Raw genomic sequence first — 26,741 nt, forward strand, 5'->3', positions numbered from 1 at the left:
GATCGCCAATCGAATGACAATGACCGGGAACGCGCGCGCCATGACTAAAGCCACTCTTCCCTACGCCCTGCCGGACAAGCTCGAATCCGGCCTTGCCGAAACGCTCGCCTATTGGCGCGGACTCATTCGCGGCAAGGCCAGCAGCATGCCCTATTGGGACGATGTGAAGCTGCCGGAGATGGCGTCCCGGGCGGAGCGCGTCATGCTCGTCGCCGCCTTCGAGAAGCCCGAGCGCTTCCGTTTCGAGATCGTCGGAAGCGGCATCGCTTCGCGATATGGCGAGGAATTGCAGGGACGTTTCGCCGACGAGGTCGATATCCGCTCGCCGCTCGAATTTTTCCGCTCGCAGGCGAGCGTCACCGTGGAAGGCCGCGCGCCGACCTTATACGCGGGCGGCGGCTATGCGCGCCTGCTCCTGCCGCTATGGGGCGACGGACACATAAGCATGCTGCTCTGTGCCTTCTCGGATATCTGAGGCCGGACCGGTTCAGCAGCGCTGAACGATGACCGACACATTGTCGTTCCCGCTCTGCGTTGCGTAGGCCTCGTTCCCGCTTCCCTTCTGCACGATGTAGGAAGCGTTGTTGTTTCCGTCCTGACTGGTGACCGCGACATTGTTCGAGCCCGTCTGGCTCGCGAACGCCGTGTTCCCATATCCCGTCTGCGCGACATAGCTGCCGTTCACACCGCCGCCGAAGCCACAGCCGCCCCCACCCATCTTGCTGCCCCCCGCTGGCCTGTACCGGGTTGCCTGCTTGATGGCGCCGTTGATCTTCCTGTCCGAGACGAATTGCTGGGCCGGATTCGACGCCGTCCAGCTTTTGGTCCGGGTCTTGTTCTTGTTCTGATATACGACGGTGTAGTTGGCATCACCCGACTGATCGACGGCCGCCACGCTTCCCGCCCAAGCCGCGGGGGAGCCGAGAACGAATGCGAGCGCAACCGCCGCCGCCGTGAATGAATTGACGATCTTCTTCATCGCTCTCTCCTGCATCGTGTGACGTTCCTGACGGAACCAGAGCCCGCACACTGAATGCATTGCGCTGATGGCTCGCTGAACCCGCCGTTCATGCTGCATTCAGAAAGCGGGAATGCCCGCTCTCGTTCGCGCGACACAAAATGACCTCATCGCTGAACCGAATATGAATGGCGGCTTCAGGCAGCGCTCAGGCGCGGGCCGCTAGAACTTGCATCGTCAACCGGACAAGCCCCCATGGCCGGTCCCCAAACAGGAGATGCAAGATGAACAAGTTTCTACTGACCACGAGCACCATCGCAGCCCTGATCGCGGCCGGCATCACAGGCGCCAATGCCGGCAATTCGGCCTCGGTCTACCAGAGCGGTCGCCACAACACCGGCGTCTACACGCAGAACGGCTATCACAACAAGGGCACGATCGACACGAGCGGCCGCGGCAACTATTCCAAGGCCGTGCAGCAGGGCGAGTGGAACTATCTCTACCAGCAGCAGCTCGGCAACCGGAACTCCGCGCTGACCGACCAGTATGGCCGCAACAACTACGCGGTGACGGGCCAGGAAGGCCGCAACAACAAGGCGACCACGATCCAGACCGGCCGCAACAACACGTCCGGCATCGCCCAGATCGGCAGCAACCACAAGGCGACGACCGATCAGTACGGCTCGAACAACACGTCCGCCACGATCCAGGTCGGCAACGGCCAGAAGGCAAACACCGTCCAGACCGGCTCGGGCAACACGTCGGTCGTCATCCAGGGCGGCTACTGACCGGCTTTCATCGGGAGGCGGTATCCGCCGCCTCCCGCGACGCCCCTCTTCATACGGGAGCAGAGCAATGAACATCAAATGGGCTTCGCTGGTATTCGCACCTTTCGTCTTCGGCTGCGCGGCGGCCACCGCATCGCCGCCCGCTGCCGAATCCTGCGAGATCAGAACCATCGAGACGCCGTCGGGCATGCTGTTCGAAAGCGTCGTCTATGGCATGCCCGGTGAAACGGGTTCCTACGCCATATCCTTCGAACGGTCCGGCTCCGGCGGTACGTCGGAAGTGCGGCAGGGCGGAGACTTCGTCATCGACGAGAGCGGCGAAGCCGTCGTATCGGCCACCGAAGTCAATCTCGGCGCCCGCGACCGTTTCCACGCGCATATGACGGTGGAGAGTTATTCCGGCAGCTATAGCTGCGGTCTGTGAGACTACTCTCCGGACCTCAGACGATGGTGGTCGAACCAGAGCACGCGCAACTGATCGCCCTGTGGCGTATAGCCGATGAGGCTGAGCCCTGAAGGCTCTACAGGGCTCCGGCCCAACACCTTGTTCTGATAGATCGCGGCGCATCCCGCGAGCCGCTCTTCGGGATGCGCCTTCGACCAGAGCCCCAGCTCGTCGTGACCGTCGATCATCAGCCGGTCGGTCAGCCGCCTGCCGCGATAGGCCGACGATATGAAGCTCCGGCAGAAAGCGAACTTCTCGCGCAGTCGCGGCAGAACGCGAATGCCCGCCGTCAGGCAACCGGCCATCGTCTCGCCGTCATAGATCGCGATGACGAGTTCTTCGGCGCGCTCCTCCGGGCTCACGTCTCCCGGCAGCACGCCCGCGCGCTTCCACATCGCCACCGCATCTTTTGCAACACGCTCGTCTCGCCGCCGCCAGACGCGGAGGTAGTCGATGGTTTCGAGTTCGCCCTGCATGCCGCCCTTCCCGTTCCTTCAATGACGCGCCAGTGTCGGCACCGGGCGCCATCGGGGAAAGGGGTCACAAGGTCCATATTGGAGGTGCGGCGTCCTTCTCAGGCGCCGAGCCGGAAGCCCTCGTAATCGGCAGCCGCGACTTCCGCAATCTTTTCGCCATAGACATTCACGCCGCCGGTATAGGGCATGAAGACGCGCGGTTTGCCGGGAATGTTCGCGCCCATGTACCAGGAGTTCGCCTGCGGATAGAGCGTCGCGCTCGCGAGCTCGTTCACATGCGAGACCCACTGGTCCTCCGCTTCGCGCGTCGGCTCGATGAAGCGGATATTTCCTTCCGTCAGGCGTTTCACGCAATCCGTGATCCAGTCCACATGCTGCTCGATCGATACGATCATGTTGGAGAGCACGGAGGGGCTTCCGGGGCCGGTGATGAAGAAGAGATTGGGGAAGCCCGCGGAGCCGAGCCCGAGATAGGTTCGCGGTCCCGCCGCCCATTTCTCCCTGAGCTTCGCGCCGCCACGGCCCGTGATGTCGATGGCGAGCAGCGCGCCCGTCATGGCGTCGAAGCCCGTCGCAAAGACGATGGCGTCCGCCTCGTATTCCTTGCCGCCGCAGACGACGCCCTTCTTCGAAATCCGCTCGATCGGCGTCTCGCGCACATCCACAAGATCGACATGCGGTTCGTCGAAGGTCTGCAGGTAGTCGGTATCGAGGCAGAGACGCTTCACGCCAACCGGATGATCGAAGGGGAGAAGCTTCTCCGCGACGTCGGGATTCTTCACCGATGCGCGCATCTTCGCGCGGGCGAAATCGGCGGCGATGTCATTTGCCTCGTGGGTCGCCATCAGGTCGCCAAACGCACCGAGGAAAGCGAAGCCGCCCTGGTTCCAGCGCGTCTCGAGTTCCCTCCGGCGCGCTTCCGGCGTCATGTCTTCGGCCAGCGTTTCGCTATATTCAAAGCAGATGATGCCACCGGGGGTCTCGCGCGCATGTTTGCGGTCTTCGAGCAGCGTCTCCTTAGAGCGGGCAATCTCGCCTTGCGTCAGGGGGCGATTGCCGGCCGGCAGGGTGAAGTTCGCCGTCCGCTGGAAGACCGTCATGTGAGAAGCCTGCGCGGCAATGACCGGTATGCTCTGGATGCCGGACGAGCCTGTCCCGATGACGGCGACGCGCTTGCCCGAGAAGTCGACGCCCTCATGCGGCCAGCCGCCGGTGTGGTACCAGTCGCCTTCGAAGTCCTGAAGTCCCGCGAAGTCGGGCACGCGGGCGGCGGAGAGGCAACCCGTCGCCATGATGCAGAAGCGCGCGGAAACGCTGTCGCCCTTGTCGGTCTCGACCGCCCAAAGGCCCGTGTGCTCGTCATAGGTCGCAGACGTCACGCGCGTCTCGAAGCGCATGTCGCGGCGAAGGTCGAGCTTGTCGGCCACGTAATTCTGGTAACGCAGGATTTCCGGCTGGGCGGCATAGCGCTCGCTCCACGTCCAGCCTCGCTGAACCTCGTCGGAAAAGCCATATTGATATTCGAGGCTTTCGACGTCGCAGCGCGCGCCGGGATAGCGGTTCCAGTACCAGGTGCCGCCGACGCCCTCGCCCGCCTCGAAGACGCGCGCGGTCAGGCCAAGGCCGCGCAGGCGATGAAGCATGTACATGCCCGCAAAGCCTGCGCCGACGATCACGGCATCGAATTGTTCGGATTTCGCGCGCGCGGGCGCGCCTTCTCCCTGAGCAGCCATTTCAGTCCTCCCTCTTTTCTTGTTGCCTCAACTCTAGACCGGGCAACAAAAGACACAAGAAGGAGAAACGGCTTTTCGGGTCGCGGCGTATCGTTGCCGCAGGGGTGGGCAGGATAGCCGGAGCCGGAACGTCTCGAAAGACGCTCCGGCTCCGGTCTTCCCCTCATTCGTAGTGGAACTCGGCTCCGTCGAGGTCGACCTCGGGGAGCTGATCCTTCTCGACCCAGTAATCCTGGGTGTGCTGCCATTCCGGCTTGTCGCCGCGCTTGGGCAGCAGGTCCATGCTCCGCATGAGGTAGCCGGGGTTGAAGTTCTCCGGATCGATCCAGGGCAGCAGCGGCATGTTGCTGTCTTCCTTACGCAACGCCACCGTCACCTTTTTCGCGCCCTTCTCGTCCATGTGCTTCAGCAAGCGGCAGACGAAGTCGCCGAGCAGGTCCACGCGGAGCGTCCAGCTTGCGCGGAAATAGCCGAAGATCCAGATCATGTTCGGCACGCCGGTGAACATCATGCCGCGATAGGTCACGCTGTCGGCGAAGTTGAGCGGCTTGCCGTCGATGTCGAAGTCGATGTCGCCGAGCACGCTGAGATTGAAGCCCGTCGCCGTGATGATGATGTCGGCTTCGAGTTCCTTGCCGGACTTCAGCAGGATGCCCTTCTCGGTGAAGCGCTCGATCTCGTCGGTCTCGACGGTGGCCTTGCCGGACGCGATGCCCTGGAAGATGTCGCCATCGGGCACGAAGGCGATGCGCTGGCGCCAGGGGCGATAGCTCGGCGTGAAGTGCTTCTGCACGGTTTCTTCCGGCAGGAACAGGCGCACGGCATCGAGCAGCTCCTTGCGGACCACTTCGGGCTCCTCGAAGGAGCGGCGTGTGAATTCCGCCTGATTGTGCAGGATTTCACGGCGCGTGATCTCGTGGATCCAGGCCTCGTCCACGCCCAGCACGCGCAGCCGGTCGGCAAGCTCGTTCTCGTTGCGGCCGGGAATGAAATAGGTCGGCGAGCGCTGCAGAAGCGTCACATGCTCGCAATCGCCGGCAATGGCGGGAACGAGCGTCGCCGCCGTCGCGCCGGAGCCGATCACGAGGACCTTCTTGCCCTTGTAGTCGAGGTCTTCGGGCCAGGTTTGCGGATGGACGATCTTGCCCTTGAACTTGTCCATGTCCGGCCACTCGGGCGTGTAGCCCTCGGAGTGGCGGTAGTAGCCCTGGCACATCCACAGGAAGTTCGCGGTGAAGCGGCGCTCCTCGCCGGTCTTCTTGTCGATCGCGTAGACTGTCCAGAGATTGTCCTTGCTCGACCACTTCGCCGTGGAGATGCGGTGGTTGTAGCGAATGTGGCGATTGAGGTCGTTCTCCTCGATCACCTCTTTCATATAAGTGAGGATTTCGTCCGCCGTGGCGATGGGCGTGCCCGTCCAGGGCTTGAAGCGATAGCCGAACGTATAAAGGTCGCTGTCCGAACGGATGCCCGGATAGCGGTGCATGTGCCAGGTGCCGCCGAAGCTGTCGAGAGCCTCGAGCGCGACGAAAGTCTTCTCCGGGCACTGTTCCTGCAGATGATAGGCGGCACCGACGCCCGAAATACCCGCTCCGACGATCAAGACGTCGAAATGTTCGGTCTTCTGGGCCGATGCCGGCTTCGTAAGCGTTTCTGTTCCTGACATGTCCTCTACCTTCCTCGCTCGGCGCTTCTTTGGGTCGCCGGATTTCCGTTGAGGTTATCTTGAGGCCCTGAAATCTAGGGTCAATACCCTAAATTTGCCCCAGGCAGACCAAATTGACGCAGGGTCGGACGCCCCGCCTCCGGCAAAGCCTTCTCTCGGCGGCTCCATTTTGTCAGTAGACTGAATATATTCGGAAAAACCGGGCGATTCCCGGCGGCCTCCGCCAGCCATCCGGCGCTAGGAATGCGCGCGCGACCGCGGAAATCTGGCTGGGGCGGGAGGGTTCGAACCTCCGAATGGCGGAATCAAAATCCGCTGCCTTACCACTTGGCTACGCCCCAGCAGGGCCCGGAAGCCTCAAGCGGGCGGCCTCGCGAAACGCGGCGGAACATACCGGCATCCCCTGAAGGGTGCAACCGGGCGGCCCGGCCGCCGATTCCAGCGGAAACTGCCGGTCAGGGCCCCCGATCGCGCTTGCGGGCACGGGTTTTGGCGGCTATAACGCCGCCTCGAATTGGCGGCGGAGTGTGGCGCAGTCTGGTAGCGCACCTCGTTCGGGACGAGGGGGTCGGAGGTTCGAATCCTCTCACTCCGACCAATCGAAAATGAAGGCTCCCGGCGCTTATCGGCGCGGGAGCCTTTGTTCGTTTCAGGGGCCCTGCCTTCGCCTTACCAGCCGAAAATACGGCCGATGATGTCGAGCAGGTTGCCGAGCGAGCCGCCACCGCCGGGCGCGCAGGCATAGGCTGGCTTCGCGCTCATGAAGAAGGCCGATGCGCCGGCGCCGAGACCGAGCACCATTGCCGAGACCGCCACCCGGAGGTGGGTCAGCCGAAACGGTTTCATAACAAGACATCCCCTCTATCTGTTGAGTAGCATCCGCTAACGTCAGCAAATCGCGGGCCAGCCCGGCGCCGTTAACGAAGAAAATTGCGAGGAACCCCCATGACCGTCACGCTCTACGACTTCACCCTTGCGCCAAGCCCCCGCCGGGCGCGCATCCTGCTCGCGGAAAAGGGAATCGCCCATGAGACCGTGCAGGTCGACCTCACCAAGGCCGAACAGCTCGGCGAGGCCTATCGCAAGATCAACCCCGCCTGCACCGTGCCGGCGCTGAAGCTCGAAGACGGCACGATCCTCCCCGAGAATATCGGCATCGCCGCCTGGGCCGAGGAGGTGAAGCCCGCGCCCGCACTGCTCGGCCGCACGCCCGCCGAAAAAGGCCTCGTCTTCAGCTGGAATGCGCGAATCGAATTCGAAGGCTTCATGCCCATCGCCGAAGTCCTTCGCAACACCTCCAAGGGCATGGTGGGCCGCGCCCTGCCCGGCCCCCTCGATCTTCCGCAGATCCCGGCGCTGGCCGAGCGGGGTGCGCAGCGCCTCACCCGCTTCTTCGAGATGCTGAACGAGCGGCTCAAGGGACGCGACTACATCGCCATCGACACGTTCTCCCTCGCCGACATCACGGCTCTTGTCTGCGTCGATTTCGCCAAATGGGTGAAGCAGGAGCCGAAGCCGGAGCACACCGACCTCCTGCGCTGGCATGCGGCCGTTTCCGCGCGGCCGAGCGCCAAGGCGTGAAACGGCAAGTTTGACAGAGGCTCCCTCCCCCCTATGATGCCGCCACTCGATGGTTCCGAGGGGGCCCGCAAGGGCGTCCCGAGGAGGCAAGAGGGAACAGGGTGAGGCCCGCAAGGCCAATGCCCTGGCTGCCCCCGCAACTGTAAGCGGCGAGGCACCGTTCCAACAATGTCACTGGCTGCAAAGGTCCGTTCGCGGGCCGGCATCCCGGGAAGACGGAACGGCGCCGATGACCCGCGAGCCAGGAGACCTGCCACCGGGTTCGTCATCTGCCGTGGCCGGGGGTCTGCCAGGGGGACGTCGACCCTTGGGCTTACGCCTTTCGGGTTTCCGTTTTCCGTCTCTCTCCCGCGCACCGGCGCCATGCGGCCGGGGTGGCCGCGCCAGAGAGACAGGATACCTGTTCCATGACTATCAAAGGCTGGGGGGCCGTTGCTGCCCTGACACTGGCGGCATTTGCCGCCGCATCCGCACATGCGGAAGAAGCGATCGTAACGGAGGAGCTGCTCGTTTCGGGCGGCGTCGAGCCCATTCCCACGAAGGAAGTGGCAAGCTCCTACACGATCGTCACCGCCGAAGAGATCGAGACGTTTCAGTACCAGGACATCACCGACGCATTGCGCTCGGTTCCCGGGCTCCATGTCGTGCCGTCGGGTTCGCGCGGCACCGTCACTTCCGTTTTCACGCGCGGCGCGAATTCCAACCAGACGCTCGTTCTCGTGAACGGCACGCCGATCAACGATCCCTCGTCGCCTGGCGGCGCGGCGAACCTTGCCGGCATTCCGCTCGACAATGTCGAGCGCATCGAAGTGGTGCGCGGGCCGCAATCCTCGCTCTATGGCAGCCAGGCGCTTGGCGGCGTCATCAACATCATCACGAAGTCCGGCACGAGCGATCCGCGCAGCACGCTCCGCGTCGAGGGTGGCACGCTCGGCACGCTCAACACCTATGCGAGCACGGGCGGCAGCTTCGGCGCGACCGACTATTTCCTGTCGCTCTCGCGCGAGGATACGGACGGCAACGACATCACGCCCGCGCGCCTTCGCGATGCGCGCGGTGAAGAAGAGGACGGCACCGAAACGCTTTCGGCGTCGGGCCGCATCGCCACGACGTTCAACGAGAATGTGAGCGGCTCGGTCTTCCTGCAATACACCGATGCCGAAGCGGACACGGATGCGGACGGCTCGACCGCCGGCTTCGTCAGCGTCTATCAGAACTTCGACAGCGTCTTCGAATCGCGACGGCTCTTCCTCTCGGGCGATCTCTCGGGCCGCTTCCTCGACGGGAAGTGGCGGCCGAGACTGTCTGCGGGCTATACGGTGCAGAAGTCCGACTCGACCGACAATCCGGATCCCGGCGGCTCGGTCTATCTCGACCGCGCAAGCAATGAAGGCACGACGCTCAGGCTCGCGATCGACAATGCCTTCGATCTCACGCCCGAACATCTCCTCACCTTCGGCGGCAGCTACACGAGGGATGAGTTCGAGTCCGACGGCTTCCGCGACCTCGGCGGCTTCGTCATCGATCTCAATTCCGATGCGCAGACGGACGCCTTCGCTGTCTATGCGGGCGATCACATGACCTTCGGCGAGCGCTTCTTCGCCACGCTGAGCACGCGCTACGACATGCCGGAAGACATGGATGATCGCTTCACCTTCACCATCGCCCCCGGCTACTACCATCCGGAGACGGACACGCGCCTAACCTTGTCCTATGGCACGGGTTTCAAAACACCGTCGCTCTATCAACGCTTCGGCTTCGACATAAACACGTTCGGCGGCTTCCCCTCCGGCGTCTATACCGGCAATCCGGACCTCAAGCCCGAAAAGAGCAAGGGCTGGGAGGTGGGTATCGAGCAAGGCTTCTTCGGCGGCAAGGCGACGGCCGGCGCAACCTGGTTCGACACCGAAATTGAAGATGCAATCGTCATCGTCTACGACGCCTTTGGCAATTCAACGTCCGTCAATGTCGATGAGTTCGACACGAAAGGGATCGAAACCTTCATCGAATTCAATCCGATTGCTGAACTCACGACCCGCATCGACTACACGTTGACGATCCTGAAGGCGGACAGCTTCACCAGTACGATGGTGCGCCGTCCGCGTCACCAGCTCGGCTTCACGGCGAGCTGGGAATTCATTCCCGGCACGGTTCTGTCGGGCAATGCGGAATGGATCGACATCTATCGCGACGTGCCGCGCGACGGATTCGGCTTCTATGTCGATCCCGGACCCTACACGGTCGTGAACATTGCCGGATCGCATCGCCTCACGGACAATGTGAAACTCACCGCGCGGGTGAACAACCTGCTCGACGCGCATTACGAGCCGGCCAACGGCTTTGTGGCGCCGGGCATCGAGGCTCTGGCGGGCGTCGAAGTAACCTTCTGAGGAACGCCTGCTGCAAAACAATAGGCGCGGGGATCGCTCCCCGCGCCTTATTCATTTCCGCCGCGGCAACTATCGCCCGGTAAAATTCGCCGCACGCTTCTCCACGAAATGCGCGACGCCTTCCTTGAAGTCGGCGCTGCCGAAGCTTTTCTGCATCTCGCTGTCGCCCACTTCCAACGCTTCGTTGAAGTTCTGGAACAGCGCCTTCCATATCTGCGCCTTCATGACAGCCATGGACCTCGGCGACACGGTTTCGGCGAGCATCCGCGCATAATCCATGACATTCGCCATGAAGTTCTCCTGCGGGAAGACCTTGTTGACGAGCCCCATGCTCGCGGCCTCGTCCGCCATCACCTTGCGCGCCGACATCAGAAGGTCGAGCGAACGCGCGGGGCCAACGAGATGCGGCAGCAGCCATGAAACGCCGTGCTCCGCGATGAGGCCGCGGCTTGCGAAGGAGGTCGTGAACTTCGCTTCCGAGCCCGCGAAGCGCATGTCGGCATAGAGCGCGAAGACGAGACCGAGTCCTGCCGCCGGGCCGTTGATCGCGGCAATGATCGGCTTCTTCACCTGCATCAGATAGCCGAAGCGGCCGCCATAATGCGGGCTCACATCGGGTCCGAGGCCGCTCGCGAAATCGAAGCTCTCCTCGCGCGACGCCGTCGCAAGCTCACGGTCTTCCCATTTGCCGGGCTTGATCGACTGCAGCAGGTTCATGTCGGCGCCCGCACAAAAGCCGCGCCCGGCACCCGTCACCACGATGACGCGAACATTCTCGTCCGCAACCGCCGCCGCCATGGCCAGCTTCACACTTTTTTCCATCGCCGCCGTCCAGGCATTGAGCTTGTCCGGGCGGTTGAGCGTCAGCAGGGCGACGCGATCCTTCACCTCGTATGTGAGGTCTTCATAAGCGCTCATGTTCTCCTCCCTCTGCTTCGGCCTCTGTTCGGGCCCCTGTTCCTCCAGCTTTGCGGAGAGTATAGGCGCAACCGGGGGCCATGCGACAAACTGCGCTTTGCGAGGGCATGGCATTCCGGCCGTCCGCGGCGTATGGTTTTTTCATGGGGAAAACACAGGCATATGGCCAAAGGCCGCTCGCTCGCCTCGGCGCCGTTCAGGTGCTGGCGCTGCTTGCGATGTTCTTCCATCTCGCCTCGCCCCTCGCGCTCCAGCTCGCAAACCCGGCGACGGACGGCCTCTTCGAGACCGTCATCTGCTCGGGCGGCGTCTGGAAGACCGTCACTATCGACGAGGAAGGCAACCCCGTCGAACAGCCGGCCTCTCCCGGCTCGGCCTCGCATGATTGCAGCATCTGCATTCATCATTGCGGCGCGGCGGCCCTTACCGCGATGTTCTCCCTTCCCTCGCAGCAATGGGCGCTTCCCGCTCCGCTGCTTGTCGCCTTCGCCGCCCTCTCGGGCGTCGTCCTCACCGACAGCCATCCCCGCGCACCGCCCGCCTGACGCGGTGCGTCCTTCCATCCTTCCTTCATAACGACGCCTGCAGCGGCTCGCCGCTTGCGGGCGCGCATCATTAGTCGGGCAACATGAAATATTTCAGCCGCTTTGGGGGCGTGGCGCTGGCCGCGTTCGTCTCCGCCTTTGCCGCTCCCGCCTTCGCCGGGAGCGAGAGCATCGAACTTCCCGAGATCGTCGTTCACGGAGAGACCGAAAATACGGTCAATCCGCTTTCGGGTCTCGGTTCCCCCGCCTTCCCCTCGGGTACGCTCACCGTTCCCGGCGTCGCGCAGGCGCAGGAAGAGCTCTCGCTCCTCCCCGGCGCCGTTTCCCTCGTTCCGGCGGCGAAATACCAGGACCTCTACGCACACAACTTCGAGGACGTGATGGACTTCACGCCCGGTGTTTACGCGCGCAAACGCTTCGGCGCGGAGGTGCGGCTTTCCGTGCGCGGTTCCGGCCTTTCCCGTTCGTACCACATGCGAGGTCTCGACCTGCTGCAGGACGGCGTGCCCTACAACCTTGCCGACGGCGCGGCCGACTTCCAGGAGATTGATCCGCTCATCGCGCAGCACATCGAGGTCTACAAGGGCGGCAACGGCTTGCGCTTCGGCGCATCCACGCTTGGCGGCGCGATCAATTTCGTCACACCGACCGGCCACACGGCGGAAGCGGAAAATCTTGTCCGCCTCGAAGGCGGCTCTTACGGCACCGCGCGCATCCACACCGAGACCGCGCGCGTTCTCGGCGCGACGGACTTCTTCGCCGCCATGAGCGCCAACCATGTCAACGGCTTCCGCCAGCAGGAGGCGGAGGAAAGCATTCGCCTCGCAGCGAATATCGGCCACCGTTTCAACGACGCTGCGGAGACCCGCTTCTATCTCACCTCCAATATCGTCGACCAGGAACTTCCCGGCACGCTCACGCTCGCCCAGGCAGAGAACAACCCGGAACTCGCCAATCCCGGCAATATCGCGCTCAACCAGCAGCGCAACGTTCGTTCCGTTCGCGTCGCGAACAAGACCACGCTCGTCATCGACGATGGAGCGACGATCGATTTCGGCGGCTATGTCGGATACAAGCGTCTCTATCACCCGATCTTCCGTGTTCTCGACCAGCGCGGGCCGCTCGCCGGTCTCTTCGCGCGCTACAATCTGGAGAGCGCGCTTGCCGGTCACCGCAACGTGCTGACGCTGGGAGGCGACCTCGCCTGGGGCGAAGTCGATGCGAAGCAATACACCAATCTCGCCGGATCGCGCGGCGCGCTTCAGGCCAGCGGCACGCAGACTTCCACCAACATCAAACTCTATGCCGAAAATCATTTCTATGTGGTCGAGACTGTCGCAGTCGTCGGCGGGCTGCAGGCGATCCATTCCTATCGCAAGTTCACCAACGACCTCGCGCCCGCACAGAGCGATGCGACCGACTTCAGTTCGCTGAGCCCCAAGGCGGGCATTCTCTGGGATGTCACCGAAGCGGCGCAGGTCTATGGCAACGTAACGCGGAGCTACGAACCGCCGACCTTCTCCGAACTCGTGCAGGCGACCGTCTTCCAGTTCGTGCCGCTCGACCCGCAGCGCGCCGTTACGGCGGAAGTGGGCACGCGCGGCACGTCGGGCACGGTCGCGTGGGACATCGCGCTCTACCGCGCATGGGTGAAGGACGAACTCATCAACTACACGGTCAGCCCAAGCATCCCGGCCTCCACCTTCAATGCCGGCGACACGATCCATCAGGGTATCGAGGCCTCCCTCACGCTCGACATCGGTACGATGGGGCTCAAGGAGGTTCTGCCGGAGGGGGCCCGCGTCCTCTTCGAACAAGCCTATATGTTCAGCGACTTTTCCTTCGACGGCGATCCCGTCTATGGCGACAACAAGCTCGCGGGCATGCCACCCCATGTCTATGTCGCCGCGCTTCGCTACAAGTCGCCTGCGCCGAACGGCCTCGGCTGGGACATCGCGCCGAAAGTCGAATGGGTGCCGGATGGCGGCTATGTCGATTATGCGAACCGTCTCAAGGCGCCCGGCTACGCGACGCTCGGGCTCGAAGGCGGCGTCGATCTCGCCAAGGGCCTGCGTCTCTTCGTCGATGCCCGCAACCTGACGGACAAGCACTACATCTCGACCTACAGCAACATCACCGATGCCGCGACGGCCGCGACCAACGTCTTCTATCCGGGCGAAGGCCGAAGCGTGTTCGCCGGTATCAAGGTTTCGTTTTAATCCGTCATTGAAGGAATGACCGTTCCGGCCTCGCGGGAACGGTCCGGCGAAGCGATCCACGCACACCCAGCCCCGGTGGGTCGCTTCGCCGCCAATGACGCTCAAAGGAAAGCATCATGAAACATCTCGGAAAAAGCACGCTCCTCGCCGCCCTCCTCGCCCTCGCCTCGCCCGCCGCCGCGCATGTCGTTCTCGATCAGCCGATGGCGACGGCCGGCGCCTACTACAAGGCCACCTTCCGCGTGCCGCATGGCTGCGATGGCTCGGCGACGACCGCCGTCACCGTCCGCATCCCCGAAGGCGTCATCTCGGTGAAACCTCAGCCGAAGCACGGCTGGAGCGTGAAGACGGAAACCGCTCCCTATGCCCAGACCTATGAGGTTCACGGCAAGCCCGTTTCGGAAGGCGTCGTCAGCGTCACATGGGAGGGCGGCCCGCTGCCCGACGACATGTTCGACGAGTTCGCGCTGACGATGAAACTGCCCGGCGACAAGGAAGTGATGATGCTCTTCTTCCCGGTCGAGCAGGCTTGCGAGAAGGGTGCTATCGCCTGGGACGAGGTCGCGATGCCCGGCACCGATCCTCATTCGCTCGCCCATCCGGCACCGAGCCTCATGCTCCACCATGACGGGGGTCACGAACACCAACATTGATGCGTCCCCGCGCCTATCTGCTAGTCTGCCTCCAATCGACTGACAGGAGGACAGGATGGGCGTGACGCTGCCGAAACAGGGCACCGATTGGGGCAAGCTGAAAACCGAGATGGAGACGCGCGGCTCGCACGACGTCAAATGGCGCGAGGGCAAGACTGCCGTCTACGTCTTCAATGCCGGTCCCGATGTCGCTGAGGTCCAGAAAGAGGCCTACACGATGTTCATGTCGGAGAACGGCCTTGGACCCATGGCCTTTCCGAGCCTGAAGCAGATGGAAGACGAAGTCGTCTCCATGGGCCTCGGCCTTCTCCACGGGCCGGAAGGTTCCGCCGGCAACATCACGTCGGGCGGCACGGACTCGATCACCATGGCGGTGAAGACCGCGCGCGACTATGCCCGCAAGGAAAAAGGCGTCGCGGGTCAATGCAACATCGTCGCGCCCTGGTCGGCGCATCCCGCCTTCGACAAGGCGGCGAAGATGATGGAGATCGAAATCCGCCGCATCCCTTGCGCGGACCTTCTCGCCGATCCGAAGGCGATGGAAGAGGCGGCCGACGGCAACACCATCATGATGGTCGGCTCCGCACCCTGCTTTCCCTATGGCCTCATCGACCCGATCGAAAGGCTCGGCGCGCTCGCCGAAAAGAAGAAGCTCTGGCTCCATGTGGATGCCTGCGTCGGCGGCTACATCGCGCCCTTCGTGCGCATGAATGGCGGCGATGTTCCGCCCTTCGACTTCGAGGTGCCGGGCGTCATGTCGATGTCCGCCGATCTCCACAAATACGGCTACTGCGCCAAGGGAGCCTCCACCGTCCTCTTCCGTTCGGAGGAACTGCGCGCGCACATGATCTTCGACTGCGCGGACTGGCCGGGCGGGCGCATGGTCACGCCGACACTCGCGGGCACACGGCCGGGCGGCGCCATCGCGGCGGCCTGGGCGGTGATGAATTTTCTCGGCGAGGAAGGCTACCGCGCGAAGCACAAACAGGTAACAAACGCGCGCGAAGCGATCGAGGCGGGTATCGCGAAGCTCGGCTTCCGCGTGCTCGGCAAGCCGCAGCTCGGCATCGTCTCCTTCACCCATGACGAGGTCGACCCCTTCGCCGTCTGGGGCAAGCTCTTCGAGCGCGGCTGGTTCACGAGCCTCACCACCGAGCCCAAGGGCCTCCACCTCATGCTCTCGCCCTTCCATGAGAGCGTGGCGGACACCTATCTCGCGGATATCGAATGGGCGCTCGGCGAAGTGAAGGCGGGCAATGAAGGCAAGAAGCGCGAGGCGCGCTATAGCTGACGCCACCCGCGAGAAAAGCCCGCCTCCCCGGGGGGGGTGGAAGGCGGGCCCTACTCATACGCTTACGCAACTTGCCTCGTGGGGCGTTCGTTCAACGAGCGTGCGGCGGTTCAGTTCCCCGTCGCGTCGTCCATTTCCTCGCCCATTTCCTCGGCAGGGCCCTGATCGAAGGCTGAGCCCTGATCCAGCGCGTCGTCGATGTTCTCGCCAGCCTCTTCCGCCGGGCCGCTATCGTCGCAAGCGGCGAGGCCGCCGGCGAGCGGCAGGATGAGGGCGATACCGAAGAGTGTCTTGCGTAACATGTATGGTCTCCGTCCGTGATGACAGGACCGGCACCTGGATGCCGGGACGTACATGGCCGGCGGCAAAGCCGCTGACCCCAAGTCGGAGGAGAGAACGCGCGGGTTCCCTTCCGGTTCCACGCTCATTTCGAGGGCCGCCTGACGCAGGGGGAACCGTCGCATGCCCGCCGATTGCGGTGTGCGGAGCTTCGATTGACGTTTTCCGCGCCGCCGCTGCTGCTACACTTGCCCGAAAGACACGGTCACCTGGGGAGGAGACGATGGGAGCAGCGACAATCACTTCGGGCGCGCGGGTCGCGGAGATCGCCGCCCTGCAGGAGCGGGCGGCACGGGCGGCAAGCGGCTTCAGAAGCATCGGCATCGGACCGGGCGATGTCGTCGCCGTCTATCTCCGCAACGATTTCCCCTTCATGGAAGCATCGGCCGCGGCAGGCCTCGTCGGCGCCTATTCGACGCCCGTCAACTGGCATAATTCGCCGGACGAGGCGCGCTACATCTTCGAGAATTCCGGTGCGAAGGCGATCGTCATTCATGCCGATCTGCTGCGCGGCATCGAAAAGGCGATCCCGAAGGATGTGCCCGTCTTCGTTGTCGAGACACCGTCCGAGATCGTTTCGGCCTATGGCCTGTCGCCGGACGAGGCCAAGCTTCCGGCCGGCGCCACGAGCTGGGACAAATGGCTCGCGCAGTTTCCGCCCATCGAGGCAGGCCCGGCCGAGGCGCCGGGATCGATGATCTATACATCCGGCACGACCGGCCATCCGAAGGGCGTGCGCCGCGCGCCGCCGACGCCGGAACAGGCCGTTGCCTGGGCCGGGATCATCGGCAAGGTGATGGGCTTCAACGCCACCTATGGCGATCCGAAGGACATGGTCACCGTCGTCACCGGCCCGATGTATCACTCCGCGCCCAATGCCTACGGGCTCTATGCCTTCCGCGTCGGCGCGAACATCATCCTGCAGCCGCGCTTCGACGCGGAAGAGCTCCTGCAGATGATCGAACGCCACAAGGTCACGCATCTTCACATGGTGCCGACCATGTTCGTGCGTCTGCTGAAACTGCCGGAGGATGTGAAGAAGAAATACGACCTTTCCTCGCTGCGCTTCGTCGTTCACGCGGCGGCGCCCTGCCCCGTTCACGTCAAGCAGGCAATGATCGAGTGGTGGGGCCCCGTCATCAACGAGTATTATGGCGGCACGGAAACGGGCGCTGTCGTCTTCTGCAATTCGGAAGAATACCTCGCCCATCCGGGCACCGTCGGCAAGGCGGTCGAGAATGCGAAGGTTCTCGTGCTCGACGACAATGGCAACGAGCTCGCACGCGGCGCGACCGGCGAGATCGTCTGCCGCACCGCCACCATCCCCGACTTCACCTATCACGGCGACGACGAAAAGCGCCGCAAGTCGGAGAAGGCCGGGCTCATCGCACTCGGCGATGTCGGCTATCTCGACGAGGATGGCTTCCTCTATCTCTGCGACCGCGCGAAGGACATGGTCATCTCCGGCGGCGTGAACATCTATCCCGCCGAGATCGAGGCCGAACTTCACAAGATGCCGGGCGTGGGCGACTGCGCGGTCTTCGGCATTCCCGACGACGAGTTCGGCGAATCCCTCTGCGCCGTGGTCCAGCCCCAGCCCGGTGCGACGCTCAAGGAAGCGGATGTCCGTTCCTTCCTGCGCGAGCGGGTCGCGGGCTACAAGGTGCCGAAGAAGGTCGAGTTCCGCTCCGACCTGCCGCGCGAGGATTCCGGGAAAATATTCAAGCGCAAGCTCCGTGAACCCTATTGGGAAGGCGCCGGGCGAGCCATCTGAGCCGCTTCGGCCTGAATGAGGAAAAGGGGCGGGTTTCCGCCCCTTTTTCTTGGGTGCGGTGCGGCGGAATGCCTCGCTGCATTGCAATAATTTCATTGACTGACATCTTGTCAGTTTGTGCGGCGCAGCATATCTTGAGCTTAATGAGACAAGAAGACCGCCCCAGGCGGTAACCCCTCCGGGGGCGGAAACGATCGGGCCGGACTGAGTGTCACTTGAAGTAACGAGGTAAGCCCATGAATTCCGCACAGCATCTCGCCTCCTACGCCGCGGCCCATACGAAGTCCCTTGGCGCCGACATCGCAGTCCGGGCGGCGCATCTCCGCGACGCCGGCAAGTCCCTGCTCGCCAGGGCCAGCCACGGTTTCAATGCGTCCGAGGCCCTCACGGCGGGCGGCTACACGCTGCTCTCGCTCTACACGGCGGGTTTCGTCGCCTATATCGCCGCCGCTTACTGACCCCCTCCCGCAAACAAGGCCGGGCGCGGCCTTCCCGCCGCGCCCTTGTGCCATTCACCCCTGTTGGCCGCTCCTCGGTGCCCTCGCTTGCGCCGCGTAAAGACCTACCCATATAATAAGCACTCCTTATTAAGGGGCAGGCACGCTACCAATCTGGCGAGGTGAATCCATGAGCGCAAACCAGAATCCGGACCGCAGCACGGGCTTTCTCTTAAGAGACAATTCCCGTTTCGTGAAGGCCGCCTTCAATGACCGGGTCAGCGGCCTCACCCAGGCGCAATGGGGCGCCCTCGCCCAGCTTTCGCGGCATCAGGGGCTCAATCAGGTCGGTCTCGCCGATCTCCTCGAAGTGCAGCCCATCACCGTGGCACGGCTCATCGACAAGCTCGTCGGACTTGGCGTGGTGGAGCGCAGGGCCGATCCCAACGACCGGCGCGCGCAGCAACTCTTCCTGACGGACAAGGCGCAGCCGCTGCTCGACCAGATGTGGGAGGCCGCGGACGAAATCCTCGACGAAGCCTATGCGGGCTTCAGCGAAGAAGAACGAGCCAGGTTCATCGACATGCTCGTGCGCATGCGCTGCAACCTCGCCCACTTTACGCAGCACGACAGCGCCCGCTCCCGCGCGGCGAGTTTCAGGAAGGCCGGTTAAACATCATGTCTGCATTATTGGCGGGGGCCGGCGAGCGCATTCGCGCCCGGTTCGGGCGTCCCGATTCATCCCGGTTGCGGCCGATCCTCATGATCGGCGTCCCCCTTCTCGTCGTCGTCATCGGCACCACCCTCTATTTTACCGGCGGCCGCTACGTCAGCACCGACAATGCCTATGTGAAGGCCGACGCGGTTTCGATCAGCCCCGAGGTCGGCGGCCGCATCGTCAAGGTCTTCGTGACGCAGAACCAGCATGTCGCGGCGGGTGAGAAAATCCTTCAACTCGACCCCGAGCCTTATCGCATCGCGCTGTCCGAAGCCGAGGCCCAGCTTGCACAGGCTGCCGCCAATGTGCGCGCCATGCAGGCGCGCTACCGCATGACGACCGCGCAGCTCGAACTCGCAAAGAGCAACATCGATTATTACGGCAAGGAGTATGAGCGGCAGAAATCTCTGGCGCGCAACGATTTCGTCAGCCAGGCGAAGCTCGACGAGGCGAAGCACAATTACGACACGGCGATGCAGCTCTCCGCCGTCCTCGGACAGAGCATCGCGGAGATTGCCGCCAATCTCGACGACATACCGGACGCACCGGTCGAGCGGCACTCGGCCTATATGCAGGCAAAGGCCGTTCGCGACCGCGCCGCGCTCAACCTCAATCACGCGACGCTCTATGCGCCTTTCGGCGGCGTCCTCGGCTCGCAGCCGCAGGTCGGCGACAACGTCGCGCCGGGCACCCCCGTCGTCAGCCTCATTTCCGACGAGAAGCTCTGGGTCGAGGCCAACTTCAAGGAAACGCAGCTCACCGACGTTCACATCGGACAGAAGGCGAGCATCACCATCGACACCTATCCCGGCCGTACCTGGGAAGGTCATGTGGCGAGCATCGCACAGGGCACGGGCGCCGAATTCTCGATCCTTCCCGCGCAGAACTCGACGGGCAACTGGGTGAAGGTCGTGCAGCGCATTCCCGTCCGCATCTCCATCGACCGCGCGGCGGGCGACCCCGTCATACGCGCGGGCATGAGCTCCGAAGTGGAGATCGACACCGCATCCGAAATCGAAGTCGCCGCGCATGGCGGCACTGAAGGCAGCCAGTTGTGAACCCCAACCTGCAGCGCACCATCGTCACGGGCTCGATTATGCTCGCGACGATCATGCAGACGCTCGACTCTACCATCGCGAATGTCGCGCTCCCCCACATGCAGGGCAGCTTCTCCGCGACACAGGAGCAGATCGCCTGGGTGCTGACTTCCTACATCGTCGCCGCCGCCGTCTTCACGCCGACGACGGGTTTCCTCGCAACCCGCCTCGGACGGCGCAATCTTCTCGCCAGTGCCGTCATCGGTTTCACGGTCGCCTCCATGCTGTGCGGCGCCGCCACCTCCCTATCCGAGATCGTCCTCTTCCGTCTCCTGCAAGGCATGTTCGGTGCGGCACTGGTGCCGCTCTCACAAGCGATCCTGCTCGACACCTATCCGCCCGAGAAGCACGGGGCCGCCATGGCGGTCTGGGGCATGGGCGTCATGGTCGGCCCCATTCTCGGTCCCGCGCTGGGCGGCTGGCTCACCGACGCCTATAGCTGGCGCTGGGTTTTCTACATCAACGTACCCTTCGGCCTGCTCGCGCTCGCCGGCATCTTTGCCGCCAGCAGCGAAGCCCCCGTCGACAAAAGCCGCCGTTTCGACTGGCAGGGCTTCGCCTATCTGGGGCTTTCCATCGCCGGACTGCAGATCATGCTGGACCGCGGCCAGGTGCAGGACTGGTTCTCGTCGACGGAAATCATCGTCGAGGCGGGCATCGCCGCCATCGCCTTCTTCCTCTTCATCGTCCATTCCATGACGACGAAGAACCCCTTCATCACGCTGCACCTCTTTCGCGACCGCAACCTCGTCGTCGGCCTCGTTCTCATCACCGTCGTTGGCGTCGTGCTCTTTGCCACCATGGCGCTGCTGCCGCCCTATCTCGAAACGCTGATGGGCTATCCGGTCGTCACCACGGGCCTCGTCCTCGCACCGCGCGGCATCGGCACCATGATCGCGATGTTCCTCGTCGGCCGGCTCGTGAACCGCATCGACATCCGCCTCATCATGGCGTTCGGCATGCTGCTCACCATCTATTCGCTGTGGGAAATGTCGCGCTTCAATCTCTATATCGACGAAGGCATGATCGTCACGACCGGCGTCATCCAGGGCTTCGGTCTCGGCTTCATTTTCGTGCCGCTCACCACGGCGACATTCGCGACGCTCTCGCCGGAACTCCGCACCGAGGGCACGAGCCTCTACAGCCTCATGCGCAATATCGGGTCGAGCGCCGGCATCTCGATTACGCAGGCTCTCATCTCGCGCTACACGCAGATCAACCACGAAATATTGTCGCGCAACGTGTCCGAGCTCAATCCGCTGCTGAGGCCGGAGCACGCGCCGCCCGGCTGGGATGTGCAGACCATGCAGGGCCTCGCCCTTGCGGAAGGCGAAGTCACCCGTCAGGCCGCCTCCATCGCCTATCTCAACGACTTCAAGCTGATGATGTATCTGACGCTGCTCGCACTCCCACTGCTGCTTCTGTTGCGCACCCCGCGCCACGGACAGGCGGCTTCCTCGGAGATGCCCGCGGCACATCTCGACTGAGCATCCGCCCATTGCAGTCCTTCGCCGAAGGGTTCAATCTGCGGCAAACGGGAGGCCCCATGCCGGTTCAGATTCCATATGTACGCGAAATCGAGTTCGAATACGGCGCCTGCGACGAGGTTTCGCCGCTGATCCGCCGCGTGGTCGCGCACAATCCGTCCGCCTTCACCTACAAGGGCACCGGCACCTACATCATCGGCGAGGGCGATGTCGCCGTCATCGATCCGGGCCCGCTGCTCAACGAGCATGTGGAGGCGCTTCTTCGCGCACTCGAAGGCGAAACGGTAAGCCATATCCTCCTCACGCATACGCATAGCGACCACTCGCCCGCCGCAAAGCCCCTGAAGGCGCTCACCGGCGCCCGGACCTTTGCCTTCGGGCCGCATGGTTCGGGACAGAAGCAGGCGCCGGATGGCGACGTGCAGGTCGAGGAAGACGGCGATATGGATTTCGTGCCGGATGTCGAGCTGCGTCACGGCGACATCATCGAAGGCGATGGCTGGACCGTCGAATGCGTCTACACGCCGGGCCACACCTCGAACCATATGTGCTTCGCGCTTCGCGAAGAGAAGGCGCTCTTCACCGGCGACCATGTGATGGGCTGGTCGACAAGCATCGTCAGCCCGCCCGATGGCAATATGGAAGACTACATGGCCTCGCTGCGCCTGCTCCTCACGCGCGACGACGAGATCTACTGGCCGACGCATGGGCCCGCGATCACCGATCCGAAGCCCTTCGTGCGTTCCTTCATCGAGCACCGCGAAGACCGCGAACGGCAGATCATGGAACAGCTCGCGGCGGGCCGCACGCGCATTCAGGACATGGTGCCCATCATGTATGCCGCCGTCGACAAGCGGCTCTATCCCGCCGCCGCCCGCTCCGTCCTCGCCCATATGGAGCATCTCGTCGCGCGCGGTGCCGTGCGCACGGAAGGCCGGCCGACGCTCGGCAGCGAGTTCAGGCTGGCTTAACCGCCCCCTCTCCCGTCATGGCCCGCTTCATGCGGGCCATCCACGTCTTGCTGCTAACATGAAAAGAAGACGTGGATGACCCGGACAAGCCGGGTCATGACGTTTTTGAGGGAAACTCTGCTCCCCTACCCCTCGTCGCCGAGATTCACCTTCAGCGCATGAAGATAGCTGCGGATGCGGTTCGCATTCGCGCCCATGTCGCTGATGCCGACGCGCGAAACGGAGCGGACATCCACCGCCGCGCCCTCGCCCGCTTCCGTGACGCGGATCGCGATGTCGTCCTTGAAGTTCATCACGCGCGTCGTCGCCGTCGCCTCGATCAAGCCCTGCTCGGGGTTGGACGCGACGATCTCCCAGCCCATGCCCCGTGCGGTTTCGAGCGCCGCCTCATAGACCTTGCCCGGCTGCGCCTCGATCTCGAGCGTCTTGAGATCGGGATAGGCCTGTGCCTGGAGCTCGGCGAGGTCGGCGGGCTCCGCCCGGTCGAGCGGGTTCGACGTTTCGCCGCGCAGCGCCACCACCGCATCGAACGCGGGCGGATTGGCGAGGTCGGTCGCGATGTCGTGGATGCGCGGCACTTTCGAGCCCGCGATCATCGCCTGGCCGACAGGCGCCGCGACCAGAAGGCCGATCACGAGCCCGGCGATTGCCGTGCGCACGCCGCTTCGCGACGAGACGAGGCTCATGACGAGCGCGATCGCCGAGACGACGGCGCCGAGCAGGCCGATGGCCGCGCCGCCCGCAAGGCCGAGCAGCGCCGGACGGAAATCCAGCACGCCGAGGCGATGGCCGAGTATGCCGAGCGCCAGCACGGCGAGACCCAGAATGGCGAGCCTCAGTCCCCACGCGGCAAGCCGCGACTTGTCACCGTTCATGGTGTTCTGCTTTCCCTCTGCGGCGGACGGAATGTCCGCCGGGATATGATTTGCCCTGCCCGGCGCGCTTGTCTATTCGGCGGCGTTCGCCGTCGGCAGCGTGTAATCCTTGAACTTCTCGCGCAGCGCGAGCTTCTGGATCTTGCCCGTTGCCGTGTGCGGAATTTCATCCACGAAGACGACGTCGTCCGGCATCCACCACTTGGCGATCTTGCCTTCCATGTAGCGCAATATCTCGTCCTTCGAGGGGTTTTCGCCTTCCTTCGCCACGACGATCAGCAGCGGGCGCTCGTCCCATTTGGGATGCACGATGCCGATGACAGCGGCTTCCGCGACCTTCGGATGACCGACCGCGAGGTTTTCGATTTCGATGGAGGAAATCCATTCGCCGCCGGACTTGATGACGTCCTTCGCGCGGTCGGTGATCTGCATGTAGCCCTGGGGATCGATGGTCGCGACGTCGCCCGTATCGAACCAGCCGTCCTTGTCGAGGATGTTGCCGCCCTCGCCCTTGAGATAGGCGCCGGCGATCGCGGGTCCGCGCACCATCAGATGGCCGAAGGCCTTGCCGTCCGACGGCAGCTCCTTGCCGTCATCGTCGGTGATCTTCATCTCGACCGTGTAGATCGCGCGGCCCTGCTTCACCTTCACGTCGATCTGCTTTTCGAGCGGGAGTTCGTCCATGCCGGCCTTCAGCGCGCCGAGCGTGCCCATGGGCGACATTTCCGTCATGCCCCAGGCGTGGAACACCTTCACGTCGTATTTCTCTTCGAAAATCTCGATCATGGAGCGCGGCGCGGCCGAGCCGCCGATCACCACGCGGTCGAGCTTCGGCAGTTTGGCGCCGGTCTTTTCCAGATATTGCAGCAGCATCAGCCAGACGGTCGGCACGGCCGCCGTCACCGTCACCTGTTCCTTGTCGAGCAGCTCGTAGATGCTCTCACCGTCCATGTTCGCGCCGGGCATCACGATCTTCGCGCCGACGGCCGGCGCCGCGAACGCGATACCCCAGGCATTCGCATGGAACATCGGCACCACGGGCAGGATCGCATCGGCGGACTTCATGCCGAGCGCATCGCCCATGTTGGCGGCCATCGAATGCAGCACGTTTGATCGGTGCGAATAGAGCACGCCCTTGGGGTTGCCCGTCGTGCCCGACGTATAGCAAAGGCCGCAAGCGGCGTTCTCGTCCACTTCCGCCCATTTGAACTCGCCGTCCTCGGCTTCCACGATCTCCTCGAAGCAGAGCGCGTTCGGCAGCGACGTTTCGGGCATGTGCGCCCGGTCCGTCATGACGACGTAAGTCTTCACGTTGGGCAGCTTGCCGGCGATGCCTTCGAGGATCGGTACGAAGGTCAGGTCGAGGAAGATGACCTTGTCCTCGGCGTGGTTGATGATGTAGACGAGCTGTTCGGCGAAGAGGCGCGGGTTCAGCGTGTGGCAGACCGCGCCCATGCCCATGATGCCGTACCAGGCTTCGAGGTGGCGCGCCGTGTTCCAGGCCATGGTCGCGACGATGTCGCCTTCCTTGATGCCGAGCCGGGTCAGCGCCTGCGCCACCTTGCGGGCGCGCAGGTGGACCTGCTTGTAGGTGGTGCGCGTGATCGGCCCCTCGACGGTCCGCGTCACGATCTCCCGGTCGCCATGAAAACGTGCGGCGTGGTCGATAATCGTGCTCACGCGCAGCGGCCAGTTCTGCATCAATCCCTGCATGGATCTCGTTCCCTCGTGTTCTGATCTGACGCCGGGGCTTCCCGGCTTATCCCCGTTTTGGGGGCAGTCTAGCGGCGAAGGCGGGGGCGGACAACGCTCCCCATAACGGGCGGGGCGGAATCCTTGCCTCGAGCGCGTCCGCCCCCTCTAATGGGCGGCAAAGAACATCTAAACGGGGAGTTTTTCATGACCGAGCTTCATTTCCGCTCCGCCTCGGAGCTGGGGCGGATGATCCGCCGCGGCGAGATATCGAGCGCCGAACTCACGGATCATTTCATCGAGCGGATCGAGAAGCTCGACGGCAAGACCAATGCCGTCGTCGCGCGCGATTTCGACCGCGCCCGCGCCCTCGCGAAGGAGGCCGACGCGGCGCAGGCGCGCGGCGCCTCTCTCGGCGCGCTGCACGGGCTGCCCTTCACCATCAAGGACGCCTACGAAGTCGAAGGCATTGTCTCGACCGGCGGCAACCCCGCCTGGCGGACCCACGTCCCCACAAGCAGCGCCACCGCCATCGAGCGGCTGCAGCGCGCCGGCGCCATCGTCATGGGCAAGACGAACGTCCCCTATCTGTCGGGCGACCTCCAGTCCTACAACGACATCTACGGCACGACCAACAACCCGTGGGCGCTCGAATGCGGCCCCGGCGGTTCGTCCGGCGGCTCGGCCGCCTCGCTCGCGGCGGGCTTCACGGCGGCCGAATTCGGCTCCGACATCGGCGGCTCCATCCGCACGCCCGCGCATCTCTGCGGCGTCTTCGGTCACAAGCCGACATTCGACATCGTGCCGAAGCGCGGCCATCTCGGCCCCGCCCCCGGCGCGCTTTCCGAAGGCAATCTCTCGGTCGCCGGTCCGCTTGCCCGCAGCGCCGAAGATCTGAAACTGCTCCTCTCTCTCACGGCCGGGCCCGACTGGGCGGATGCCATCGGCTGGAAGCTCGACCTGCCGCCGGCGCGCGCCAAATCCCCACGCGAACTTCGCGCCGCCGTCTGGATCGACGATGAATTCTGCGACATCGACCGCGAAAGCGCGGACCTGCTCACCAATGCCGCCAAGGCGCTTCAGGATGCGGGCGCCAATGTCGACTGGAACGCGCGGCCCGATTTCACGCTCGCCGAAATCACCGAATGCTATCTCATCCTGCTTCATTCGGTGACAGGCGCAGGCATGCCACAGAGCATCCGCGACCGCTGGGCCGAAATGAAAAAAGGCTTCGCACCGGACGACAAGAGCCACCGCGCGCTGCAGGCCATCGGCGGCACGCTCTCGATCGCCGAGCGCGCCATCTGGAGGGAGACACAGGCGCAGCTACGCTGGAAGTGGCACCAGTTCTTCAAATCATACGACGTCGTTCTCGCGCCGGTCATGATGCGCCCCGCCTTCGAGCACAATCACGAGACGAACTGGCACAAGCGCGAACTCGCCGTGAACGGCATCATGCGGCCCTACATGGACGTGCTGATCTGGGCGGGCCCCGCCGTCGTCTCCCACCTCCCCGCCTCCGTCGCGCCGGCCGGCATCACCAGCGAAGGCAAGCCCGTCGGCATCCAGATCATCGGCCCGCATCTCGAGGACTACACAACCATCGAAGTGGCGGCGATGTTCGAGGAGATACTGGGCAGCTTCAAACCGCCGAAGGGGTGGTGAGGCAGTAGGATTTCCACAACTGC

General features: G+C 63.8%; 25 protein-coding genes, 2 tRNA genes and 1 riboswitch. Of the genes, 17 read left to right on the top strand and 10 right to left on the bottom strand.

The window, feature by feature from the left end; genetic code table 11:
- Window positions 1–40: 40 nt before the first annotated feature.
- Entirely contained in the window at window positions 41–475 is a 435-nt protein-coding gene (locus ACKUUH_RS01650) for a hypothetical protein (protein WP_407948102.1), read from the top strand.
- Window positions 476–487: 12 nt separating this feature from the next.
- Here the strand turns inward: ACKUUH_RS01650 and ACKUUH_RS01655 are convergent, their stop codons facing one another.
- A complete protein-coding gene (locus ACKUUH_RS01655) occupies window positions 488–979 on the bottom strand; it encodes a hypothetical protein (RefSeq protein WP_407948103.1) in 492 nt (163 codons plus the stop codon).
- Between the two features lie 263 nt (window positions 980–1,242).
- Here ACKUUH_RS01655 and ACKUUH_RS01660 point away from each other — a divergent pair, with 263 nt between their 5' ends.
- Together ACKUUH_RS01660 and csgH are read left to right on the top strand one after the other, a co-directional pair.
- Window positions 1,243–1,746: a curlin gene (locus ACKUUH_RS01660; protein ID WP_407948104.1), complete on the top strand. Its 504-nt coding sequence runs from the start codon at window positions 1,243–1,245 to the stop codon at window positions 1,744–1,746.
- A gap of 67 nt (window positions 1,747–1,813) precedes the next feature.
- The gene (csgH, locus tag ACKUUH_RS01665) at window positions 1,814–2,170 is read left to right on the top strand and encodes a curli-like amyloid fiber formation chaperone CsgH (protein WP_407948105.1); all 357 of its coding nucleotides are present in this window, start codon (window positions 1,814–1,816) and stop codon (window positions 2,168–2,170) included.
- A 2-nt stretch (window positions 2,171–2,172) separates the two neighbouring features.
- On the opposite strand, the gene ACKUUH_RS01670 is transcribed toward csgH, so the two are convergent.
- The 4 genes from ACKUUH_RS01670 to ACKUUH_RS01685 form a co-directional block, all read right to left on the bottom strand.
- A complete protein-coding gene (locus ACKUUH_RS01670) occupies window positions 2,173–2,667 on the bottom strand; it encodes a hypothetical protein (protein ID WP_407948106.1) in 495 nt (164 codons plus the stop codon).
- Between the two features lie 98 nt (window positions 2,668–2,765).
- The gene (locus ACKUUH_RS01675) at window positions 2,766–4,400 is read right to left on the bottom strand and encodes a flavin-containing monooxygenase (protein ID WP_407948107.1); all 1,635 of its coding nucleotides are present in this window, start codon (window positions 4,398–4,400) and stop codon (window positions 2,766–2,768) included.
- 163 nt (window positions 4,401–4,563) lie between these two features.
- A complete protein-coding gene (locus tag ACKUUH_RS01680; RefSeq protein ID WP_407948108.1) occupies window positions 4,564–6,066 on the bottom strand; it encodes a flavin-containing monooxygenase in 1,503 nt (500 codons plus the stop codon).
- A 266-nt stretch (window positions 6,067–6,332) separates the two neighbouring features.
- Window positions 6,333–6,407, bottom strand: a tRNA-Gln gene (locus ACKUUH_RS01685).
- Between the two features lie 180 nt (window positions 6,408–6,587).
- On the opposite strand from ACKUUH_RS01685, the gene ACKUUH_RS01690 reads away from it, so the two are divergent.
- Window positions 6,588–6,664: transfer RNA gene (locus tag ACKUUH_RS01690), tRNA-Pro, on the top strand.
- 71 nt (window positions 6,665–6,735) lie between these two features.
- Here ACKUUH_RS01690 and ACKUUH_RS01695 read toward each other — a convergent pair.
- A complete protein-coding gene (locus ACKUUH_RS01695) occupies window positions 6,736–6,912 on the bottom strand; it encodes a hypothetical protein (protein WP_407948109.1) in 177 nt (58 codons plus the stop codon).
- Between the two features lie 99 nt (window positions 6,913–7,011).
- On the opposite strand from ACKUUH_RS01695, the gene ACKUUH_RS01700 reads away from it, so the two are divergent.
- Together ACKUUH_RS01700 and ACKUUH_RS01705 are read left to right on the top strand one after the other, a co-directional pair.
- Window positions 7,012–7,647, top strand: a complete 636-nt coding sequence (locus ACKUUH_RS01700; RefSeq protein WP_407948110.1) for a glutathione S-transferase family protein — start codon at window positions 7,012–7,014, stop codon at window positions 7,645–7,647.
- A gap of 33 nt (window positions 7,648–7,680) precedes the next feature.
- Window positions 7,681–7,920, top strand: a riboswitch (cobalamin riboswitch).
- Window positions 7,921–8,054: 134 nt separating this feature from the next.
- Entirely contained in the window at window positions 8,055–10,037 is a 1,983-nt protein-coding gene (locus ACKUUH_RS01705; RefSeq protein ID WP_407948111.1) for a TonB-dependent receptor plug domain-containing protein, read from the top strand.
- Window positions 10,038–10,106: 69 nt separating this feature from the next.
- Here the strand turns inward: ACKUUH_RS01705 and ACKUUH_RS01710 are convergent, their stop codons facing one another.
- Window positions 10,107–10,955, bottom strand: coding sequence for an enoyl-CoA hydratase (locus ACKUUH_RS01710; RefSeq protein WP_407948112.1), 849 nt, complete (start codon window positions 10,953–10,955; stop codon window positions 10,107–10,109).
- A 143-nt stretch (window positions 10,956–11,098) separates the two neighbouring features.
- On the opposite strand from ACKUUH_RS01710, the gene ACKUUH_RS01715 reads away from it, so the two are divergent.
- From ACKUUH_RS01715 to ACKUUH_RS01730, 4 genes are all read left to right on the top strand, one after another.
- Window positions 11,099–11,500: a DUF2946 family protein gene (locus tag ACKUUH_RS01715; protein WP_407948113.1), complete on the top strand. Its 402-nt coding sequence runs from the start codon at window positions 11,099–11,101 to the stop codon at window positions 11,498–11,500.
- Window positions 11,501–11,583: 83 nt separating this feature from the next.
- Window positions 11,584–13,719: a TonB-dependent receptor family protein gene (locus ACKUUH_RS01720; protein ID WP_407948114.1), complete on the top strand. Its 2,136-nt coding sequence runs from the start codon at window positions 11,584–11,586 to the stop codon at window positions 13,717–13,719.
- Window positions 13,720–13,835: 116 nt separating this feature from the next.
- The gene (locus ACKUUH_RS01725; protein WP_407948115.1) at window positions 13,836–14,372 is read left to right on the top strand and encodes a YcnI family protein; all 537 of its coding nucleotides are present in this window, start codon (window positions 13,836–13,838) and stop codon (window positions 14,370–14,372) included.
- A gap of 55 nt (window positions 14,373–14,427) precedes the next feature.
- A complete protein-coding gene (locus tag ACKUUH_RS01730) occupies window positions 14,428–15,663 on the top strand; it encodes a pyridoxal phosphate-dependent decarboxylase family protein (RefSeq protein WP_407948116.1) in 1,236 nt (411 codons plus the stop codon).
- Between the two features lie 110 nt (window positions 15,664–15,773).
- On the opposite strand, the gene ACKUUH_RS01735 is transcribed toward ACKUUH_RS01730, so the two are convergent.
- Window positions 15,774–15,965 carry a hypothetical protein gene (locus tag ACKUUH_RS01735; RefSeq protein ID WP_407948117.1) on the bottom strand — a complete coding sequence of 64 codons (192 nt, stop codon included), beginning with the start codon at window positions 15,963–15,965 and terminating at the stop codon, window positions 15,774–15,776.
- A gap of 260 nt (window positions 15,966–16,225) precedes the next feature.
- On the opposite strand from ACKUUH_RS01735, the gene ACKUUH_RS01740 reads away from it, so the two are divergent.
- From ACKUUH_RS01740 to ACKUUH_RS01765, 6 genes are all read left to right on the top strand, one after another.
- Window positions 16,226–17,776: an acyl-CoA synthetase gene (locus tag ACKUUH_RS01740; RefSeq protein WP_407948118.1), complete on the top strand. Its 1,551-nt coding sequence runs from the start codon at window positions 16,226–16,228 to the stop codon at window positions 17,774–17,776.
- 236 nt (window positions 17,777–18,012) lie between these two features.
- Window positions 18,013–18,234: a hypothetical protein gene (locus tag ACKUUH_RS01745; protein ID WP_407948119.1), complete on the top strand. Its 222-nt coding sequence runs from the start codon at window positions 18,013–18,015 to the stop codon at window positions 18,232–18,234.
- A gap of 169 nt (window positions 18,235–18,403) precedes the next feature.
- The gene (locus ACKUUH_RS01750; protein WP_407948120.1) at window positions 18,404–18,886 is read left to right on the top strand and encodes a MarR family winged helix-turn-helix transcriptional regulator; all 483 of its coding nucleotides are present in this window, start codon (window positions 18,404–18,406) and stop codon (window positions 18,884–18,886) included.
- Window positions 18,887–18,891: 5 nt separating this feature from the next.
- Window positions 18,892–19,989: an efflux RND transporter periplasmic adaptor subunit gene (locus tag ACKUUH_RS01755; protein ID WP_407948122.1), complete on the top strand. Its 1,098-nt coding sequence runs from the start codon at window positions 18,892–18,894 to the stop codon at window positions 19,987–19,989.
- Window positions 19,990–20,027: 38 nt separating this feature from the next.
- Window positions 20,028–21,515, top strand: coding sequence for a DHA2 family efflux MFS transporter permease subunit (locus ACKUUH_RS01760; protein ID WP_407948179.1), 1,488 nt, complete (start codon window positions 20,028–20,030; stop codon window positions 21,513–21,515).
- A gap of 59 nt (window positions 21,516–21,574) precedes the next feature.
- Window positions 21,575–22,486 (top strand): MBL fold metallo-hydrolase, encoded by a 912-nt coding sequence (locus ACKUUH_RS01765; protein ID WP_407948123.1) that lies wholly within the window; start codon window positions 21,575–21,577, stop codon window positions 22,484–22,486.
- A gap of 125 nt (window positions 22,487–22,611) precedes the next feature.
- Here the strand turns inward: ACKUUH_RS01765 and ACKUUH_RS01770 are convergent, their stop codons facing one another.
- The gene (locus tag ACKUUH_RS01770) at window positions 22,612–23,361 is read right to left on the bottom strand and encodes a DUF1499 domain-containing protein (RefSeq protein ID WP_407948124.1); all 750 of its coding nucleotides are present in this window, start codon (window positions 23,359–23,361) and stop codon (window positions 22,612–22,614) included.
- A 72-nt stretch (window positions 23,362–23,433) separates the two neighbouring features.
- The gene (locus tag ACKUUH_RS01775; protein WP_407948125.1) at window positions 23,434–25,074 is read right to left on the bottom strand and encodes a 3-(methylthio)propionyl-CoA ligase; all 1,641 of its coding nucleotides are present in this window, start codon (window positions 25,072–25,074) and stop codon (window positions 23,434–23,436) included.
- Between the two features lie 186 nt (window positions 25,075–25,260).
- Between ACKUUH_RS01775 and ACKUUH_RS01780 the strand changes: the two genes are divergently transcribed.
- Window positions 25,261–26,718, top strand: coding sequence for an amidase (locus ACKUUH_RS01780; RefSeq protein WP_407948126.1), 1,458 nt, complete (start codon window positions 25,261–25,263; stop codon window positions 26,716–26,718).
- The last annotated feature ends 23 nt before the right edge of the window (window positions 26,719–26,741 follow it).

Origin of the sequence: Parvibaculum sp., from assembly GCF_045863935.1 — a bacterium.
Taxonomy (GTDB): domain Bacteria; phylum Pseudomonadota; class Alphaproteobacteria; order Parvibaculales; family Parvibaculaceae; genus Parvibaculum.